At 71.9% G+C, this 17,409-nt stretch carries 14 protein-coding genes, 1 pseudogene and 1 riboswitch; of the genes and pseudogenes, 9 read left to right on the top strand and 6 right to left on the bottom strand.

Going from position 1 to position 17,409, the window contains the following annotated elements; genetic code table 11:
• Positions 1–22: 22 nt before the first annotated feature.
• Positions 23–514 carry a flavin reductase family protein gene (locus tag CCN35_RS16545; protein WP_086793299.1) on the bottom strand — a complete coding sequence of 164 codons (492 nt, stop codon included), beginning with the start codon at positions 512–514 and terminating at the stop codon, positions 23–25.
• A gap of 612 nt (positions 515–1,126) precedes the next feature.
• Between CCN35_RS16545 and cdgB the strand changes: the two genes are divergently transcribed.
• Together cdgB and CCN35_RS16535 are read left to right on the top strand one after the other, a co-directional pair.
• Complete coding sequence (gene cdgB, locus CCN35_RS16540) at positions 1,127–2,773, top strand: diguanylate cyclase CdgB (protein WP_067397751.1); 1,647 nt, start codon at positions 1,127–1,129, stop codon at positions 2,771–2,773.
• A 119-nt stretch (positions 2,774–2,892) separates the two neighbouring features.
• Positions 2,893–3,810: a carbohydrate-binding protein gene (locus CCN35_RS16535; protein ID WP_067397750.1), complete on the top strand. Its 918-nt coding sequence runs from the start codon at positions 2,893–2,895 to the stop codon at positions 3,808–3,810.
• A gap of 6 nt (positions 3,811–3,816) precedes the next feature.
• Here the strand turns inward: CCN35_RS16535 and CCN35_RS16530 are convergent, their stop codons facing one another.
• The 3 genes from CCN35_RS16530 to CCN35_RS16520 form a co-directional block, all read right to left on the bottom strand.
• Positions 3,817–4,749, bottom strand: coding sequence for a 1-phosphofructokinase family hexose kinase (locus tag CCN35_RS16530; protein ID WP_086793297.1), 933 nt, complete (start codon positions 4,747–4,749; stop codon positions 3,817–3,819).
• 120 nt (positions 4,750–4,869) lie between these two features.
• A complete protein-coding gene (gene nagA, locus CCN35_RS16525) occupies positions 4,870–6,012 on the bottom strand; it encodes an N-acetylglucosamine-6-phosphate deacetylase (RefSeq protein WP_086793295.1) in 1,143 nt (380 codons plus the stop codon).
• Between the two features lie 7 nt (positions 6,013–6,019).
• A complete protein-coding gene (locus CCN35_RS16520) occupies positions 6,020–6,961 on the bottom strand; it encodes an ROK family protein (protein ID WP_067397775.1) in 942 nt (313 codons plus the stop codon).
• A gap of 413 nt (positions 6,962–7,374) precedes the next feature.
• Here CCN35_RS16520 and CCN35_RS16515 point away from each other — a divergent pair.
• Together CCN35_RS16515 and otsB are read left to right on the top strand one after the other, a co-directional pair.
• A pseudogene (locus CCN35_RS16515) lies at positions 7,375–7,599 on the top strand (DUF3263 domain-containing protein); the annotation flags it as partial.
• Positions 7,600–7,658: 59 nt separating this feature from the next.
• Positions 7,659–8,534: a trehalose-phosphatase gene (otsB, locus tag CCN35_RS16510; RefSeq protein WP_067397747.1), complete on the top strand. Its 876-nt coding sequence runs from the start codon at positions 7,659–7,661 to the stop codon at positions 8,532–8,534.
• Between the two features lie 88 nt (positions 8,535–8,622).
• Here otsB and CCN35_RS16505 read toward each other — a convergent pair whose 3' ends face one another.
• Both CCN35_RS16505 and CCN35_RS16500 read right to left on the bottom strand, forming a co-directional pair.
• Positions 8,623–10,053, bottom strand: coding sequence for an alpha,alpha-trehalose-phosphate synthase (UDP-forming) (locus tag CCN35_RS16505; protein WP_086793293.1), 1,431 nt, complete (start codon positions 10,051–10,053; stop codon positions 8,623–8,625).
• A gap of 223 nt (positions 10,054–10,276) precedes the next feature.
• Positions 10,277–11,248, bottom strand: a complete 972-nt coding sequence (locus CCN35_RS16500; RefSeq protein ID WP_067397745.1) for a glucosyl-3-phosphoglycerate synthase — start codon at positions 11,246–11,248, stop codon at positions 10,277–10,279.
• 145 nt (positions 11,249–11,393) lie between these two features.
• Positions 11,394–11,571: riboswitch (SAM riboswitch) on the top strand.
• An 18-nt stretch (positions 11,572–11,589) separates the two neighbouring features.
• Between CCN35_RS16500 and thrC the strand changes: the two genes are divergently transcribed.
• The 5 genes from thrC to CCN35_RS16475 all read left to right on the top strand — a co-directional run bounded on the left by thrC (position 11,590) and on the right by CCN35_RS16475 (position 17,356).
• Entirely contained in the window at positions 11,590–12,885 is a 1,296-nt protein-coding gene (thrC, locus tag CCN35_RS16495; RefSeq protein WP_067397744.1) for a threonine synthase, read from the top strand.
• The gene (locus CCN35_RS16490; protein ID WP_067397743.1) at positions 12,882–13,157 is read left to right on the top strand and encodes a ubiquitin-like small modifier protein 1; all 276 of its coding nucleotides are present in this window, start codon (positions 12,882–12,884) and stop codon (positions 13,155–13,157) included. Before thrC ends, CCN35_RS16490 begins: the two co-directional genes overlap by 4 nt.
• A gap of 446 nt (positions 13,158–13,603) precedes the next feature.
• Positions 13,604–13,807: a cold-shock protein gene (locus tag CCN35_RS16485; RefSeq protein WP_020557826.1), complete on the top strand. Its 204-nt coding sequence runs from the start codon at positions 13,604–13,606 to the stop codon at positions 13,805–13,807.
• A gap of 388 nt (positions 13,808–14,195) precedes the next feature.
• Positions 14,196–15,821 carry a chaperonin GroEL gene (groL, locus tag CCN35_RS16480; protein ID WP_067397742.1) on the top strand — a complete coding sequence of 542 codons (1,626 nt, stop codon included), beginning with the start codon at positions 14,196–14,198 and terminating at the stop codon, positions 15,819–15,821.
• Between the two features lie 410 nt (positions 15,822–16,231).
• Positions 16,232–17,356 carry an NADH:flavin oxidoreductase gene (locus CCN35_RS16475; RefSeq protein ID WP_067397741.1) on the top strand — a complete coding sequence of 375 codons (1,125 nt, stop codon included), beginning with the start codon at positions 16,232–16,234 and terminating at the stop codon, positions 17,354–17,356.
• Positions 17,357–17,409 lie beyond the last annotated feature (53 nt).

Raw genomic sequence — 17,409 nt, 5'->3', positions numbered from 1 at the left:
ACCGCGGGAACTACCGCCGCCGTCAGCCCAGGCGGCGGTAGTTCCCGCGGTAGTACAGCAGCGGCCCGCCCTCCGTGCTCGGGACACGGGCCGTCAGCACACGGCCGATGACCAGGGTGTGGTCGCCCGCCGTCACCCGCTGCTCGGTGCGCAGCTCGAGGGCGGCCAGGGCCTCGGTCAGCAGTGGCGCGCCGGAGACCTCGCCGCGCGTCCAGGACAGCTCCCGGAACAGCAGCCGGTCGCTGATCCGGCCCTTCATGGCGAAGCGGCCGGCGATGTGCCGCTGGTCCTCCGCGAGGATCGACACCGCCCACAGCGGCTGTTCGGCCAGCAGGTCGTCCATGCGGGAGCCCTCGCGCAGGCTGACCAGGGCCAGCGGCGGGTCCAGGGACACCGACATGAACGCCGTCGCGGTCATGCCCGCGTCCTCGCCGGCCGGTGCGTCGGGGTCGTCCGGGTCGAGCGGCGGCTCCTGCGCGGTCACCAGGACCACACCCGCGGCCAGCCGGGACATCGCGGCACGGAATTCCTCGTGGGTCACCCCCTCAGCATGCCCGGGGACGGAGGAGGAGGCGGGGGAGGAGACGGAGGACGCAAGGGATGGGTTCAGCACACACGAAACGCTAGCCAGCGGTTCTCGCCCCTCGCATCGGGCCTCCGCCCGAAGCCGGACCTAGGTCTTTCGTCCGGATGGGCCCGGTTCGCAGGGCGCAGGACCGGGGCCGGGGCGCCCGGTGTCCTCCGGGCGGTGGGGCACCGGTCCCGCCGGACGGCCGCAGTACGGTGGAGCGGTGCCGGGCGTTCCGGTCCGGCGCGTTCCGGACGGAGGATCCGGGGCCGGGCGGAGCGTGGGCGGGAAACCGCGGTTCCTGCGCGGTGCGCCGGAGATCTCGTGCATCATGTCCGCACACGCACACCATCCGCGGTCGGGAAACGCACAAGGAAAACGCAGAAACTCCACTCCATTACGCACGCTTTTCTGTGACTTGAGTCACAAGAGCCATGAATTGTTGACCCTGTGTACCGGGTGGGCTTCGCGCTGTGATTCAGTGGCGGAGACCGCACAGGGCGATACGCCGAAGAGCACCCTATTGATTCACCACGAGGTCGCGGGGGGAGGGCGAACATGGAGAGCGAGTCGGAACCGTACGTACGCCTTTCGACCCTGCGGCGACTGCACCAGGCCATGGCGGAGATGAACACCGCGAGAAGCCTGGCCGACACGCTGCAGACCGTCGCCGACGGCATCGTGAAGGGCCTCGGCTACGAGCTGGCCTGCGTCAACCTCGTCCGCCCCGACGGCGACCTCGTCGTCGCCGCCTTCGCCGGGAACCCCGCCGCCGCGGCCCTCATGACCGGCCGGGTCGGCTCCCGCGAGTCCTGGGAGCGCCGGCTCTCCATGGGCGAGCACTGGGACGGGCTGGTCTTCATACCCCACACCGAGGGCTGGGTCCTCGACAACGACGACGTCCCGCAGTGGCACACCGAGGGGCCCGAACCCCGCTTCGAGGACGAGTGGCACCCCTCCGACCGGCTGTACGCGCCCATGTACACCCCCGGCTCCTCCGGTGAACTGCTCGGCGTGATCTCCGTGGACCGCCCGCGCAACGGCCGCCGGCCCGGCGCCTGGGGCCGCGAGGCGCTGCAGATGTACGCGTTCCAGGCCGCCATAGCCATCAGCAACGCCCGTCTGCGCGCGAACATGCAGCGCGCCCTGGTCCGCCTGGAACGCGAGCAGCAGGCCCTGCGCGCCAGCGAGGAGAGTTTCCGCCAGGCCTTCGAGTACGCCCCCTCCGGCATGGCCATCGCCGAGATGGGCGGGGAGCAGCACGGACGCATCCTGCGCTCCAACGACGCCCTGTGCCGGCTGCTGGGCCGCCCCGCCTCCGCGATGCGCCGCTACTCCTTCTCCGATCTCGTCCACCCCGAGGACGTGGGCACCCTGCTGCGGACCTCCGCCGAGGGCGGCCGGGCCGAGCTGCGCCTCGCCCGCCGGGACGGCACCTACGTCTGGGTCTCCCTGCGCAACTCCGTCGTCGCCGACACCGCCGACGGCCCCCGTTTCCTGCTCACCCACGTCGAGGACATCGAGGAGCGCAAGCGCCGCGAGCTCCAGCTCGCCCACCGCGCCTCCCACGACTCCCTCACCGGTCTGCCCAACGCCGCCGAGCTGCGCTCCCGGCTGTCCGCCCGGCTGTGCCAGCGGCCCCGGACGGGCAGCGGCTGCGAGCCGGAGTCGCTGGACGCGGCCTACGGCCACCCCGCCTACGACCTCGGCGGCCACGACTTCGACTTCTCCCCGGGCGCACCGGCGTACGACTCCTACGACCACCATGTGCACGTGGTCGCGCCCGAGGGCGACCGCGACGACGGCACCAAGGGGCTGGCCGTCCTCTTCTGCGACCTCGACGGCTTCAAGTCGATCAACGACCGGTTCGGGCACAACGCGGGCGACGCCGTCCTCATCGAGGTGGCCCGGCGGCTGAGCAACGGCGTGCGCGACGGCGACACCGTGGCCCGTCTCGGCGGCGACGAGTTCGTGATCCTCGCCGACGGCCTCGGCCAGGCCGACGCCCAGGACCTCGCCGTACGCCTGCGCAACGAGATCATCCAGCCGATCCGGGCCGAGGGCCGGGCCGTCCGGGTCGGGGCGAGCTTCGGCATCGGCTGGGCCTGCTGCGGCATGACGGCGGACGAAGTGCTGAAATCCGCCGACGAACGGATGTACATCGAGAAAAGGTCCCGCCCCCGGCAACATCGTCGTGCCGGCTGAACCGCAGGTCAGCGCATGGGTGCGGGGTGAGTCACCCGTTCGGGCCCCAGGAAGCAGGTAGGCTCGCTATCTCTCACGACGTACTGCACCACCCGCACCACGCTTGAGGAGACCAAGGGATGACGGCCGGCAACAGCGGCGCGAGCACGCCCGAGGACGACGATCCGTTCGGCTACCTGTACGCCGACGGTCAGGCCAAGGGAGCCCAGCCGCCCTCCGGTGGTTACGGCTACCCTCATTCGGTGAACCGGGTCCGCCCCGTCGGTCAGCGGCAGTACGGCCAGCCCCCTGCGGCCCCGCAGCAGCAGGGCGCCTTCGGCCAGCCGAACGCGCACTACGCCGCCCCGGAGACCTATCCGGGCGGTGCCCCCACGGCCCGGCAGCAGCACCAGGGCGGTGCTGGCCGGGGCCGGGGTCCGAACACCAAGGGGCTGCTGATCGGTGCCGTCGCGGTGGTCGCCGCGGTCGTCGCCGGCATCGGCGTCGCCATGCTCAGCGGCGACTCCGGGGACAAGGGCGAGAACAAGGCCGGAGGCGCGACCCCCACGGTCACGCAGAGCGCCGAGCCGACCCCGTCGACGAGCACCAGCGAGGCTCCCCGGAAGGAGCTGCCGAAGATCGACGCCAAGGCGCTCCTGCTGGAGAACGGCGCGACGACCGCCTCGGACGTCCCGGGCGCCAAGGCGGACGGCGGCGTCTACGTGACGAACTTCAACAACCCCGGCGCCTCGGTCACCTGGAACGTCAACGGCATCCCCGAGGACGGCAAGTACACCCTCTTCCTCACCTACGGCGTCCCGGGCAAGGACGGCACCGCCACCCTCACGGTCAACGGCAAGCCGTCCACCACGCTCGTGAAGCTGAAGAACTGGGCGGGCGCGCCCGAGGGCGACTACGAGAAGGGCTGGACGAAGACGTACAACTACGTCCAGCTCAACAAGGGCACGAACACCATCAAGATCTCGTGCGAGGAGGGCAACCAGTGCGACGCCAACCTCGACCAGCTCTGGCTGGTGGAGGGCTGGGTCGGCGGCTGACCCTTGTCAGGCGGCGTTGACCTCCGCGGTCACCGCCACCTGTCCCAGCAGCTTCTCGTAGGCCTGGCGGTCGAACTCGCCCGCCGCCGGGGACAGGACCGTCGCCGTGGACAGGGCCGCCGCGCGGGCCAGGCGGTCCGGCCAGGGAAGGTTCTCCGCCAGGGCGGAGAGCAGGCCCGCGACCACCGAGTCGCCGGCGCCGGTGGGGTTGCCCTGGACCCGGGCGGGCGGAGCGGCCCGCCAGATGCCGTCGGGGGTGTGGGCGAGCAGACCGTCGGCGCCCAGGGAGGCGACCACCGCGCGGGCACCGCGCCGACGGGCGTCCTGGGCGGCACGCAGGGGCTCGTGGGAGCCGGTGAGCTCGGCCAGCTCCGCGGCGTTCGGCTTGATGATGTCGGGGCGGGCCGCCACTCCGCGCCGCAGGGCCTCGCCGCTGGTGTCCAGCAGCACGGGGACCCCGGCCGCCCGCGCCGTGCGTATCAGACCGGCGTACGCGCCCACCGGCAGTCCCGGCGGCAGGCTGCCGCACAGCGCCACCGCCGACACCGAGCCGAGCAGCTCCTTGTACACGTCCTGGAGGGTGGCCCACTCGGCGGGGCCGACGACCGGGCCCGGCTCGTTGAACTGGGTGGTGTCGCCGGTGCGCGCGTCCACGACGGCCGTGGTGCGCCGGGTCGCGCCCGCGACCGGGACGAGGGCGTCCACCACCCCCGGCGCCTGGGAGGCGAGCCGGTCGCGCAGCTCACGCCCGGTGGCCCCGCCCGCGAAACCGGTGACCGTCACCTCGTGGCCCAGGGCCGCGAGGACCCGGGCGGCATTGATGCCCTTGCCGCCGGGCCGCACGGTCACCTCGGACACCCGGTGGGAGGCGTGGGGCTTCAGGGACGGCACCCGATAGGTGATGTCGAGAGCGGTGTTCAGCGTGACCGTGAGGATCACGTGGGCCGACCTCCCCCGAGTAGGAGCGCGTGCTGCGATGTTCCGGAGCTTCGATCATGCCAAAGACCCGGCGGACCGCCCAGCCCGCGGATCGGCCACCCGGCCGCACGGACGGACGGATCATCCCAGTCGGGGGTCGACCACCCAGGAGCCCTGCCGCATCACGCCCTTCAGCGTGAAGTCCTCGTCGAACAGCACCAGGTCGGCGTCCTTGCCGGGCTCCAGGGAGCCCACCCGGTCGTCCAGGCCGAGCAGCCGGGCCGGGTTGGCGGACAGCGCGGCCACCACGTGCTCGACCGGCAGCCGGTCGACCGTCACGGCACGCCGGAAGGCCCGGTCCAGGGTCAGGGTCGACCCCGCGATCGAGCCGCCCTCCACCAGCCGCGCCACTCCGTCTGCGACCTCGACCTGGAGCGGGCCGAGCGTGTAGCGGCCGTCGCCGTTCCCGGCGGCGTCCATGGCGTCGGTGATGAAGGCGACCCGCTCGGGGCCCGCGTGCTGGAAGGCCAGTTCGAGGGTGGCCGGATGCAGATGCACCCCGTCGTTGATCAGCTCGACCGTGACCCGCTCGTCCTCCAGCAGGGCCGTGACCGGACCCGGGGCGCGGTGCCCCAGGGGCGGCATCGCGTTGAACAGATGGGTGGCGACGGTGGCCCCGGCGTCGATCGCCTCCACCGTCTGCTCGTACGTGGCGTCCGTGTGCCCGACCGCCGCGATCACGCCGTGGTCCGCGAGCAGCCGCACGGAGTCCAGGCCCCCCGGCAGCTCGGGGGCGAGCGTGACCATCTTCGCCCGGCCGCGCGCGGCGTCGAGCAGCTTGCGCACCTGGGCCGGGTCCGGGTCGCGCAGCAGCGCCTCGGAGTGCGCGCCCTTGCGGCACGGCGAGATGAACGGCCCCTCGAAGTGGATGCCCGCGATCTCCCCCTGCTCGGCCAGCTCCGACAGCAGTCCCGCCTGCTTGACCAGGGTGCCCAGGTCGTCGGTGACGGTGGAGGCGACCAGGGTGGTGGTGCCGTGCCGCCGGTGGGTCTCGACGGCGGTCAGCGCGTCGTCGGCGGTGCCCGAGAAGGAGGCGCCGCCCCCGCCGTGGTTGTGGAGGTCGACGAAGCCGGGGACCAGCCAGTGCCCGCGCACGTCGAGGATCTCGGCGTCCTCGGGGGCGCGGTCGGCGATCCGTGTGCCGTCGACGATCACCCGGCCGCCGTCCACGGTTCCGGTGGGCAGCACCACCCGGGCTCCGGTGAAAACCTTGCAGGGGGCCATCAGGCGGCTACCTCCGGGAAGTCGTGGAAGCTGGGGAAGTCGTGGACATCGTGGAAGCCGTGGAAGCTGCGGAAGCGGTCAGCAGATCCCGGGCCAGCAGCCCCGCGCCCAGGCAGCCGGCGGTGTCCCCCAGGGCGGCGGGGACGATCGAGGGCGGCTTCTGGAAGGTGATCCGCCGCCGGACGGCCTCCCGCAGCGGTGCGAACAGCGTCTCGCCCGCCTCGGCGAGCCCGCCGCCGATGATCAGAGTGCGGGGGTCCAGCAGGGTCAGCGCGGTGACCAGCCCGTCGGCGAGCGCGTCCACGGCCTCCTGCCAGACCGCCCGTGCCCTGGGGTCGCCGGACTCCACGGCCCTGGCGCAGTGGGCCGCGTCCGCCTCCGGATCCCCGCACGCCTCGGCCCAGGCCCGGCCGACCGCCGCCGCGGAGGCGAACCGCTCCAGGCAGCCGCGCTGCCCGCACGGACAGGGCGGGCCGCCGGGCCGTACGACGATGTGGCCGATCTCGCCCGCGAAGCCGTGCGCGCCCGCCTCCACCCGGCCGTCGATGCCGATGGCGCCCGCGATGCCGGTGCCCAGCGGCACGAACAGGAACCGGTCCGTGCCCCGGCCCGCCCCGATCCGGCCCTCGGCGAGCCCGCCGGCGCGCACGTCGTGCCCCAGGGCCACGGGGACGCCGAGCCGTTCGGCGAGCAGGTCGCGCAGGGGCACGTCACGCCAGCCGAGGTTGGCGGAGTAGGCGGCCACCCCCCGCTCCTCGTCGACGATGCCGGGCACGGCGATCCCGGCCGCGGCGGCCTTCTCGCCCAGGTGTGCCGCGCCGTGTGCGTGCAGATCGGCGGCGAAGTCGAGGATGCCCTCCACCACGGCGTCCGGGCCGTGCTCACGGCCGGTCGCCCGGCGCGCCCGGTGCAGCAGGGAGCCGTCGGCGGCGATCAGAGCCGCTTTCATCCCGGTGCCGCCCACATCGAGGGCGATGACGTGTCCCACGGGGGACAGTGTGACCCTTGGACCCACAAGAGGTCTAGTCCATTCGTGCGGTGGCAGCCTTATGGCTGATCTTTTTCGGACGTTCGTGCCCCGCGCCGGTGCCGGTCCCGGCGCCGTCCGGGCCCGTTCGGCGCACGGCGGCGGTCCGGGGCGGACGGGGCGCGGGACGGCGGCGCGGGACCGGCGGGTCCGGCGTTGTCGCCGGCGGTGGTTACGGTGCTGGCATGGCCCACGACCGCGACGACCCCGACAACCGCGACGGACACGGCAGTCGAGACGACGGCGACGGACGCGACGACCGCGACGACGGCGGCACCCAGGACGACGGCCGAGGCAGCGCCCAGGACGGCCGGGAGGCCCAGGGCGACGGGGAGCACGCACTCGGCCGCAGGGAGCGGGACATCCTCGCCCTGGAGCGCCGCGGCTTCTCCGGCCCCGGTGCGAAGGAGCGCGCCATAAGGGAGGAGCTGGGGCTGTCGCCCGTCCGCTACTACCAGCTCCTCAACGCCCTCCTCGACGACACCCGCGCCCTGGCCCACGACCCCGTCACGGTGAACCGGCTGCGGCGCATACGCGAGGCCCGGCGCGCCGAGCGGTGACCTCGCGCACAGTGCGCCGCCGAGGAGTGCGCCCGGCCCCGGGCGGATAGGTTCGGCACATGGGTAGCAGTCAGGACAGTCACGCCAACGACCCGGCCGGCTCCCTCCCCGCCCTGCCGACACCGGCCACACGGGCCGGCCGGGACGGGCTCGCCGCGATCCTCGAGCGGCCGGAGCGCGCGGTGATCGCGCTCGACTTCGACGGGACGCTCGCCCCGATCGTGCCCGACCCCGACCAGGCCCGGGCCCACCCGGACGCGGTGCCCGCGCTCGCCGCCCTCGCCCCCAAGGTGGCCGCCGTGGTGGTGGTCACCGGCCGCCCGGCCGACGTCGCGGTGCGCCACGGCGGCTTCGCGGGCGTGCCCGGCCTGGAACACCTCGTCGTCCTCGGCCACTACGGCGCCGAACGCTGGGACGCCGCCACGGGCGCCGTCACCGCCCCGGCCCCGCACCCCGGAGTCGCCGCGGCCCGTGCCGAACTGCCCGGCCTCCTGGAGCGGATCGGCGCCCGCAGCGGCACCCGGGTCGAGGAGAAGGGCCGGTCCGTCGCCGTCCACACCCGCCGTGCCGACGACCCCCAGGCCGCCTTCGACCTGCTCCGCGACCCGCTCGCCGACCTGGCCGCCCGCCACGGTCTGATCGTCGAACCCGGCCGCATGGTCCTCGAACTGCGGCCCCCCGGCATGGACAAGGGCGTCGCCCTGCTGGACCACGTCCGCGCCCTGGGCCCCGGCGCGGTCCTCTACGCCGGCGACGACCTCGGCGACCTGCCCGCCTATGCCGCGGTGGAAAAGCTCCGCTCGGACGGCCTGCCGGGGCTTTTGGTGTGCAGCGGCAGCACGGAGGTCACGGAGCTGTCGGAGCGGGCGGACCTGGTGGTGGACGGCCCGGCCGGTGTGGTGGAGCTGCTGAGGGCGCTGGCGGCGCGCGTGTAGGGCGCCCCCGGGCTTCGTGCGGAGCGCCCCCGGGTTCTTCGGGGCGGGAGCGGGCGCCGCGCCGCCCCGCCCCGAAGAACCCGCTTTGTCAGGCGCTCAGCTCGTTCAGCTGGTCCAGGAACCACTGGGTGGGAGGAAGCGCGGTCGCGGCGGCGGCCAGCCGCTTGGTGCGCTCCAGCCGCTCCGCTCCCGGCATGCTCAGCGCCTCGTGCAGCGCCCGGGCCGTTCCCACCACGTCGTACGGGTTGACGGTCACCGCGTCGTCCCCCAGCTCCGCGTACGCCCCCGCCTCCCGCGACAGCACCAGGGCGCACCCGGAGTCGGAGACGACCGGCACCTCCTTGGCCACCAGGTTCATCCCGTCCCGGATCGGGTTGACCAGCGCCACGTCCGCGATCCGGTACGCCGCCAGCGACCGGGCGAAGTCGTCCTTGACGTGCAGCAGCACCGGCCGCCAGCCGGGCGTTCCGTACTGCTCGTTGATCTCCTGCGCCAGCCGCTGCACCTCGGCGGTGTACTCCCGGTACACCGCGAGGTCCTGCCGCGAGGGGTACGCGAAGGCGAGATGCACCACCCGTTCGCGCCACTCCGGGCGGTCCTCCAGCAGCCGCCGGTAGGCGAGCAGCCCCCGCACGATGTTCTTGGACAGCTCCGTCCGGTCCACCCGCACGATCGTCCTGCGCGCACTGCCGTCCGGGGCCGCGCCGATCTCCTCGCGCAGCGCCACCATCCGTTCCTTGACGTCGGCCCGCTGCGAGCGCTCCCGCAGGAACTCGGCGTCCGCGCCCAGCCCGTGCACCCCGATCCGGGTGCCGCCGAGCCCGCCGACCAGGGCGTCGCAGCACTCGGCGAACGCGTCCGCCCACCGCCGGGTGAGGAAGCCCAGCCGGTCCGCGCCCAGCATCCCGCGCAGCACCTGCTCGGCGATGTCGTCGGGCAGCAGCCGGAAGTAGTCCGCCGGCGCCCACGGCGTGTGCGAGAAGTGCCCGATCCGCACGTCCGACCGGAAGTCGCGCAGCATCCCCGGCACGAGCGTCAGGTGGTAGTCCTGCACGAGCACGGTCGCGCCCTCGGCCGCCTCCTCCGCCAGCGCCTGGGCGAAGGCCCGGTTGTAGGCCTCGTACGACGCCCACTGGCGGCGGAACTCCGCGTCGAAGACCGGCTCCAGGGGGGTCTGGTAGAGCATGTGGTGGACGAACCACAGCACGGAGTTGGCGATGCCGTTGTACGCGTCGGAGAACACCTCCGCGTCGATGTCCAGCATCCGTACCCGCTGACCGCCGGTGTCCTCCGGCGGCAGCCGGCGCCCGCCCTCGAAGCGGTGCGCCGCCGTCCGGTCGGCGTCGCTCAGCGCGGCGCACACCCAGACCGCGCCCGCCTCCGGGCCGATCGCGGACAGTCCGGAGACCAGTCCTCCGCCGCCGCGCCGGGCGTTCAGCGAGCCGTCCTCGCGCACTTCGTACGAGACCGGACCGCGATTGGAAGCGACCAGTACCTTGGCACCGTGCGTTGAAGCCATGGTCCTCAACCTAGCCCGGCCCGGAAACGCTCAAACGTACGACTCGGCTTCGTGGACGGCCGTGCACGGGCGAACCGGGGTTTCAGGCCAGGGGGACGAGCCGCGGGCGCACACCGCTCTCCCGCCCTCGCCTTCCTCCTGCTCTCCTGTCGCTTTCCCCTGTTCCCCGCCGTTTTCCCGGTTCTCCCGCCCCGCCGCGTTCCGCCGTGCCCGGTCGCGTCGGTCACGCCACTTTCCGGGCCGCGTACTCCGCGATTCCGGCCATGGGGGGCCGCTCCTCGGTGTCCACGGGGTACGTCCGCGGCTCGAAGCCGTTCTCGCCGCGCTCGAACTGGGTCAGGGCGGGGCGGAGCAGATGACCGCGGGCCAGGCGCAGCTGGGCGGTGCGGTAGATCGCGGCGGCCATCCGGCCGAGCGCCTGCCCGTCCTGGTGCCGGTGCTTGCGCACCCCGACGTCGACCTGGGCGAGGGCGTCCAGGCCCACCAGGTGCAGGGCGTCGACCAGCATGCCGAGCTCGACGCCGTAGCCGACGGGGAACGGCAGCCGCTCCAGCAGCGAACGGCGGGCCGCGTACTCGCCGCCGAGCGGCTGCACGAAGCCGGCCAGCTGCGGCCAGTGCATGTTGAGCAGCGGACGTGCCATCAGCTCGGTGACCCGTCCGCCCTGCCCGGCGGAGACCGTGCCGGAGCCGGATCCGTCGGACACCGTCAGGGGCCGGTCGTACATGGCCTTGACCAGGGCTATGCCGGGGTCGGTGAGCAGCGGGCCCACGATGCCGGTGACGAAGTCGGAGGAGAAGTCCCTGAGGTCGGCGTCGACGAAGCAGAGGATGTCCCCCCGCGTGACGAGCAGGGAGCGCCACAGCACCTCGCCCTTGCCGGGCACCGCCGGCAGACGCGGCAGGATCTCGTCGCGGTGCACGACCCGTGCGCCCGCGGCGGCGGCCACCTCGAAGGTGCGGTCGGTGGAGCCGGAGTCCACGACGACGAGCTCGTCCACGAGCGGGGACCGCTCCATCAGGTCGCGCCGGATGGCGGCGACGATGTCGCCGACGGTCTCCTCCTCGTTGAGGGCGGGCAGGACGACGGAGACCGTCTGGCCGGTGCGCTGCTTGGCGGCCAGGATCTGACGGAGCGGACGGTCGGCCACGGACCAGGAGCGGGTGGCGAGCCAGCGCTCGACTTCTTCCAGCACGGTCTGGCGGCTCCTCACGGTTGTCTCGCGGTTCGGACGGCCATCTCGACGGCCGTGGCCCTTCGGATACAGTCTTGAGCAACGCGGATGACCATCGCATACCGGGGTCTCCGCCGCCCACAACCGCATACCGACAACGTCATACAGCTCATCCAGAGGGGCAGAGGGACACGGCCCGATGAAGCCCCGGCAACCCTCCAGCCGGTTCTCGTAGACCGCTGATCGGCGCGTGCCGACCACGGTCGCTCGTCCACGCGAGGCTCCCGGCTAGGGAAGGTGCCAATTCCGTCTCACGGCGAGATGCGCCGTGAGGAAGATGAGGAGAAAGGGCCTCGCCTCACATGGCTGTGCAGACTGCTGCAAGCAGCACTGGTTCCACCGTACCCACTGTCGACCTCGGCCCTGCCACGGCGCTGAGCTGCCGCGAGTGCGGCCACCGCGTTCCCCTCGGCCCGGTCTTCGCCTGCGAGGAGTGTTTCGGCCCGCTGGAGGTCGCCTACGACTTCTCGGGCTACGACACCGAGGGGCTGCGCAAGCGGATCGAGACGGGCCCCACGAGCCTGTGGCGCTACGCGCCGCTGCTGCCCGTCCCCGCGGACGTGGCCGACAAGCCCAACCTCAACCCGGGCTGGACCCGGCTCGTCCAGGCCGACCGCCTCGCCCGTGAACTCGGTGTCGACGCCGGCAGGCTCTTCGTCAAGGACGACTCCGGCAACCCGACGCACTCCTTCAAGGACCGTGTGGTCGCCCAGGCCCTGGAGGCGGCCCGCGCCTTCGGCTTCACCACCCTGTCCTGCTCCTCCACCGGCAACCTCGCCGGTGCCGTCGGTGCCGCCGCCGCCCGCGCCGGCTTCCGCTCCTGCGTGTTCATCCCGCACGACCTGGAGCAGGGCAAGGTCGTCATGGCCGCCGTCTACGGCGGCCGGCTCGTGGGCATCGAGGGCACCTATGACGACGTGAACCGTTTCTGCTCCGAGCTGATCGGCGACCCGGCCGGCGAGGGCTGGGGCTTCGTCAACGTCAACCTGCGGCCGTACTACGCCGAGGGCTCCAAGACGCTGGCGTACGAGATCTGCGAACAGCTCGGCTGGCGGCTGCCCGACCAGATCGTCGTCCCGATCGCCTCCGGCTCCCAGCTCACCAAGATCGACAAGGGGCTGCGGGAGCTGATCGAGCTCGGCCTGGTCGAGGACAGGCCGTACAAGATCTTCGGCGCGCAGGCCGAGGGCTGCTCCCCGGTGTCGGCCGCCTTCAAGGCCGGCCACGACGTCGTACGGCCGCAGAAGCCGGACACCATCGCCAAGTCGCTCGCCATCGGCAACCCGGCCGACGGACCGTACGTCCTGGACATCGCGCGCCGCACCGGCGGTGCCGTGGAGGACGTGACCGACGAACAGATCGTGGACGCCATCAGGCTGCTCGCCCGGACCGAGGGCATCTTCGCGGAGACGGCCGGCGGGGTGACCGTCGGCGTGACGAAGAAGCTGATCGAGAACGGCGTCCTCGACCCGGCGAAGACCACGGTCGTCCTCAACACCGGCGACGGCCTGAAGACGCTGGACGCGGTGGCCGGCACGGGGCTCACCGCGACGATCCGCCCGACCCTGGACTCCTTCCGAGAGGCTGGCCTGCAATGAGCGTGACCGTCCGCATCCCCACCATCCTGCGCACCTACACCGGCGGCCAGGCCGAGGTCACGGCCGAGGGGGCGACCCTCAAGGAGGTCATCTCGGACCTGGAGAAGAAGTACACGGGCATCGCCGCCCGCGTCCTGGACGACCAGGGCAGGCTGCGCCGGTTCGTCAACGTCTACGTCAACGACGACGACGTCCGGTTCGAGCAGGGCCTGGAGACGGCCACGCCGGACGGCGCGGGCGTCTCGATCATCCCGGCCGTCGCCGGCGGATGACCGCCCCCGAGGACGCTCATTACCTTCGGTAACAGGCGTCACCGAACGTGTTCGGAACCGCCCCCTCCGTAAGAGAAGCGGAGGGGGCAATTCTGTGTGATTAAACGCGGTAGAGTTGGGGAACGGGCCCCCGATTCCCGGGTCCTGAGCCATGAATTCCTGCCGCACACCCGACAAGAAGCAGCCAAAGTGTGTGCGTTCTTTGCGCCATATGTCTCGTTCGTACGGTCTGACTTGGCCTGAATTCAGGTGAATTCTCGTCACATTCCCGGCTGTCGGCGTCCGGATTTCTCGTCCGAGTGACCTGTTGCAGAGGGCAGTTGGGCAGATACATTCAGCCGCGGTCGACGCGTTCCGGCGCACGCCCCCAATCCATGGGGGGTGAGGTCTGACCCGGATCCGCGAAGTGTGGATCTGTGCAAGGGCCAGTAATAGGGGAGTTAGGCATGGCTCAGGGCGCCGTCAAGTGGTTCAACGCGGAGAAGGGATACGGCTTCATCGCGGTCGACGGTGGTGCAGACGTCTTCGTCCACTACAGCGCGATCCAGATGGACGGCTACCGCACGCTGGAAGAGGGCCAGCGGGTGGAGTTCGAGATCTCGCAGGGTCAGAAGGGTCCGCAGGCCGACATGGTCCGCGTCACCGCCTGAACGTTCTTCGGACGTCATCGGACGAAGGGCCCGCGCCGCCGGCGCGGGCCCTTCGCACGTCCTTATTCCTCCAGGGCCTCCTCGGGGGACTTCGCCCGGCTCTTCCGCCGGCTCTTCCCCCGGTTCGACGGTCCCTTTCGTCCGGTTCGATCCGGGGCTCTTCTCCCTGTTCGCCCCGGGCTGATCCCACCGGGGGCGCTTGCACTCGACCATGCCGAGTGCTAATCATTGGCGTTAGCACTCTGAAGGTGAGAGTGACAACGGAAGGACCGGGTCGGTGAGGCCCGCAGGTCCGGTGGAGCAAGGAACCACTGGCCGGCGAGCCGTCCGTCGCGGGCGCGGGCGCGGTCCGAAGGAATCACCCCCAGTCCTGGAGGGACCACTTCACATGGCCAAGATCATCGCGTTCGACGAGGAGGCGCGGCGCGGCCTCGAGCGCGGCATGAACCAGCTCGCGGACGCCGTCAAGGTGACCCTGGGCCCCAAGGGCCGCAACGTCGTCCTCGAGAAGAAGTGGGGCGCCCCCACGATCACCAACGACGGTGTCTCCATCGCCAAGGAGATCGAGCTCGAGGACCCGTACGAGAAGATCGGCGCCGAGCTGGTCAAGGAAGTCGCCAAGAAGACCGACGACGTCGCCGGTGACGGTACGACCACCGCGACCGTGCTCGCCCAGGCCCTGGTGCGGGAAGGCCTGCGCAACGTCGCCGCCGGTGCCAACCCGATGGCTCTCAAGCGCGGTATCGAGAAGGCCGTCGAGGCTGTCTCCAGCGCTCTGCTCGACCAGGCCAAGGAGGTCGAGACCAAGGAGCAGATCGCTTCCACCGCCTCCATCTCCGCCGCCGACACCCAGATCGGTGAGCTGATCGCCGAGGCCATGGACAAGGTCGGCAAGGAAGGCGTCATCACCGTCGAGGAGTCGCAGACCTTCGGCCTGGAGCTCGAGCTCACCGAGGGCATGCGCTTCGACAAGGGCTACATCTCCGCCTACTTCGCCACCGACATGGAGCGCATGGAGGCGGTGCTCGAGGACCCGTACATCCTCATCGCCAACTCCAAGATCTCCGCGGTCAAGGACCTGCTCCCGCTGCTCGAGAAGGTCATGCAGTCGGGCAAGCCGCTGCTGATCATCGCCGAGGACGTCGAGGGCGAGGCCCTGTCGACCCTGGTCGTCAACAAGATCCGCGGCACCTTCAAGTCCGTCGCCGTCAAGGCCCCGGGCTTCGGCGACCGCCGCAAGGCCATGCTCGGCGACATCGCCATCCTCACGGGCGGCGAGGTCATCTCCGAGGAGGTCGGCCTCAAGCTGGAGAACGCCACCCTCGACCTGCTGGGCCGCGCCCGCAAGGTGGTCGTCACCAAGGACGAGACCACCATCGTCGACGGTGCCGGCTCCGCCGAGCAGGTCCAGGGCCGCGTGAACCAGATCCGCGCCGAGATCGAGAACAGCGACTCCGACTACGACCGCGAGAAGCTGCAGGAGCGCCTGGCCAAGCTCGCCGGCGGTGTCGCGGTCATCAAGGCCGGTGCCGCCACCGAGGTGGAGCTCAAGGAGCGCAAGCACCGCATCGAGGACGCGGTGCGCAACGCCAAGGCGGCCGTCGAGGAGGGCATCGTCGCCGGTGGTGGCGTGGCCCTGGTCCAGGCCTCGCAGACCTCCTTCGAGAAGCTGGACCTGGAGGGCGACGAGGCCGTCGGTGCCGAGATCGTCCGCAAGGCCCTGACCGCTCCGCTGGCCCAGATCGCCGTCAACGCCGGCCTCGAGGGCGGCGTCGTGGTGGAGAAGGTCCGCAACCTCACCCCGGGCCACGGCCTGAACGCCGCGACCGGCGAGTACGTGGACATGATCGCCGAGGGCATCATCGACCCGGCCAAGGTGACCCGTTCCGCCCTGCAGAACGCGGCCTCCATCGCCGGTCTGTTCCTCACCACCGAGGCCGTCGTCGCCGACAAGCCCGAGAAGGAGAAGGCGGGCGCCGGCGCCGGCATGCCGGGCGGTGACATGGACTTCTGATCGACCGGTTCCGGTTGATCGACCGTCCGACCGAGGGCGGCACTCCCTGGCAGCAGGGGGTGCCGCCCTCGGCGTTTTCCCTGAGCCGGGCCTTTCGTCCGGACCGGCTCCGGCGTCTCCCCGAAGGCCGTCGTCCGGGCTGTCGAGCCGGACCGTACGCGCTCCAAGGACGGGATCCTGCAGGGCTGTCCCGGCACCGTGCACTTCGGCCGGGCGCCGTCGGCGTCCAGTCGGCCCTTCGGCGACACGGTGAGCGGGGCGGCCGGACCGGGACGGCGTGAGGGGCGTCACACGAGAGGGCTCGCGGGGCCGGAATGCGGACCGGCGTCCGGGTGTTTGCTTCAGAAGCTGCAACGATGCATGCGCACATACCGTCCGGTCGACAAAGTCACTCACGAGGAGCTTCCCACGTGACCGTCACGTCCTCCGCCTCCCGCGCGGCACAGATCCTCTCCCGTCCCGTCGCGCTGAACGGCCTCACCGTTCCCAACCGGATCGTGATGGCGCCGATGACCCGTATGTTCTCGCCGGATGGCATTCCCGGGGAGGACGTGCGGTCGTACTACGCCCGCCGTGCCGCCGCCGGTGTCGGGCTGATCATCACCGAGGGCACCTATGTGGGGCACCCGTCGGCCGGTGAGAGCAGCCGGGTGCCGCGGTTCCACGGCGAGGAGCAGCTGGCGGCCTGGGCGAAGGTCGCCGAGTCCGTGCACGCGGCGGGCGGCACGATCGTGCCGCAGCTGTGGCACATCGGCATGGTCCGCAAGCCGAACCGGCCCCCGTTCCCGGACGCGCCGCCGGTCGGTCCCTCCGGGCTGCGCGTCGGCGAGTCCGAGGTCACCGGAAAGGTGATGACCCAGAAGGACATCGACGACGTCATCGGCGCCTTCGCCGAGGCGGCCGCCGCGGCGGAGCGCATCGGCTTCGACGGCGTGGAACTGCACGGCGCCCACGGCTACTTGATCGACCAGTTCCTCTGGGCCGGCACCAACCGCCGCACCGACGCCTACGGCGGCGACCCGGTGGCCCGGACGAAGTTCGCGGCGGAGCTCGTGGCCGCGGTGCGTGCGGCCGTCTCGCCCGAGTTCCCGGTCATCTTCCGCTTCTCGCAGTGGAAGCAGGAGGTCTACGACGCCCGCCTCGCCGAGACCCCGGAGGAGCTGGAGGCGATCCTGACCCCGCTCGTGGAGGCCGGCGTGGACGTCTTCCACGCCTCCACCCGCCGCTACTGGCTCCCGGAGTTCGAGGGCTCGGACCTCAACCTCGCCGGCTGGACCAAGAAGCTGACGGGCAAGCAGGTCATCACCGTCGGTTCGGTCGGGCTGGACGGCGACTTCATCAAGGCGTTCCAGGGTGAGGGCGCGGCACTCGGCAGCCTGGACAACCTGCTGGACCGCATGGAGCGCGACGAGTTCGACCTGGTGGCCGTGGGCCGCGCGCTGCTCCAGGACCCCCAGTGGGCGGAGAAGGTCCTGAACGGCCGCTTCGAGGAGCTGAAGCCGTACGACGCGGCGTCGCTGAAGACGCTCTCCTGAACCGACCGGGCGCCCGGGCCGTCCGAGCCGGCGGGCCGGGCGCCCGGCCCGCC

This window comes from Streptomyces thermovulgaris, from assembly GCF_002155915.1.
Classification (GTDB): domain Bacteria; phylum Actinomycetota; class Actinomycetes; order Streptomycetales; family Streptomycetaceae; genus Streptomyces; species Streptomyces thermovulgaris.
The sequence above is the reverse complement of the archived record's forward strand: the minus strand, read 5'-3'. Positions and strand labels throughout refer to the sequence as shown.

Coding starts and splice junctions, on each gene's coding strand:
- CCN35_RS16545 (WP_086793299.1), bottom strand. CDS start 514: ATGTCCCGGCTGGCCGCGGGTGTGGTCCTGGTGACCGCGCAGGAGCCG.
- CCN35_RS16535 (WP_067397750.1), top strand. CDS start 2,893: ATGACGGCCGGCAACAGCGGCGCGAGCACGCCCGAGGACGACGATCCG.
- CCN35_RS16485 (WP_020557826.1), top strand. CDS start 13,604: ATGGCTCAGGGCGCCGTCAAGTGGTTCAACGCGGAGAAGGGATACGGC.
- nagA (WP_086793295.1), bottom strand. CDS start 6,012: ATGGCCCCCTGCAAGGTTTTCACCGGAGCCCGGGTGGTGCTGCCCACC.
- groL (WP_067397742.1), top strand. CDS start 14,196: ATGGCCAAGATCATCGCGTTCGACGAGGAGGCGCGGCGCGGCCTCGAG.
- CCN35_RS16520 (WP_067397775.1), bottom strand. CDS start 6,961: ATGAAAGCGGCTCTGATCGCCGCCGACGGCTCCCTGCTGCACCGGGCG.
- cdgB (WP_067397751.1), top strand. CDS start 1,127: ATGGAGAGCGAGTCGGAACCGTACGTACGCCTTTCGACCCTGCGGCGA.
- otsB (WP_067397747.1), top strand. CDS start 7,659: ATGGGTAGCAGTCAGGACAGTCACGCCAACGACCCGGCCGGCTCCCTC.
- CCN35_RS16490 (WP_067397743.1), top strand. CDS start 12,882: ATGAGCGTGACCGTCCGCATCCCCACCATCCTGCGCACCTACACCGGC.
- thrC (WP_067397744.1), top strand. CDS start 11,590: ATGGCTGTGCAGACTGCTGCAAGCAGCACTGGTTCCACCGTACCCACT.
- CCN35_RS16505 (WP_086793293.1), bottom strand. CDS start 10,053: ATGGCTTCAACGCACGGTGCCAAGGTACTGGTCGCTTCCAATCGCGGT.